Source organism: Helicobacter sp. MIT 00-7814 (assembly GCF_003364115.1).
GTDB lineage: Bacteria > Campylobacterota > Campylobacteria > Campylobacterales > Helicobacteraceae > Helicobacter_F.
The window spans coordinates 1-524 of record NZ_NXLL01000080.1 but is presented as its reverse complement, the minus strand read 5'-3'; the positions used below and the strand labels follow the sequence as shown (position 1 = coordinate 524).

General features: G+C 34.9%; 1 protein-coding gene. It reads right to left on the bottom strand.

Translation table 11 applies throughout. The features are described 5' to 3' along the window. On the bottom strand, positions 1-524 hold a 524-nt coding region (locus CQA49_RS09845), incomplete at both ends, for a methyl-accepting chemotaxis protein (protein ID WP_258864302.1).

Genomic DNA, 524 nt, shown 5'->3' with positions numbered 1-524 from the left:
TTCACATCTTCTAATATCTCTTCTGCTATACCATTTACTCTTTGAGTAATTGTATTTGTAGCATTAGCTACTTCTACATTTTCTTGTGTAAGAGTTTCAAGTTGGGCTATAGCTTCATTGATTTGTCCTAAGCCTTCAGTTTGTTCTTTTATAGATTCACTCATTTCATTGACAGATTGCACTAATACATTTACATTAGCTTCTATCTCACCTAATGACTTAGAAGTTCTTTCAGCTAGTTTTCTTACTTCATCAGCAACCACTGCAAAGCCTCTTCCATGTTCTCCTGCTCTTGCTGCTTCAATTGCAGCATTAAGAGCTAGAAGATTTGTTTGATCTGCTATATCTTTAATAACACCTACAATGTTTTTAATATCTTCTGCTTGTTTAGTTGCATCTATTGTTTTATCACTTACATTTTGCATTGATGAGCTTATTTCTTCTACTGCTGCAGCTGATTGTTCTAATGAGCTAGCTTGTGCTTGAGATCCATCTGTTAGTCTTTGCATAGAGGATTTGAGCTC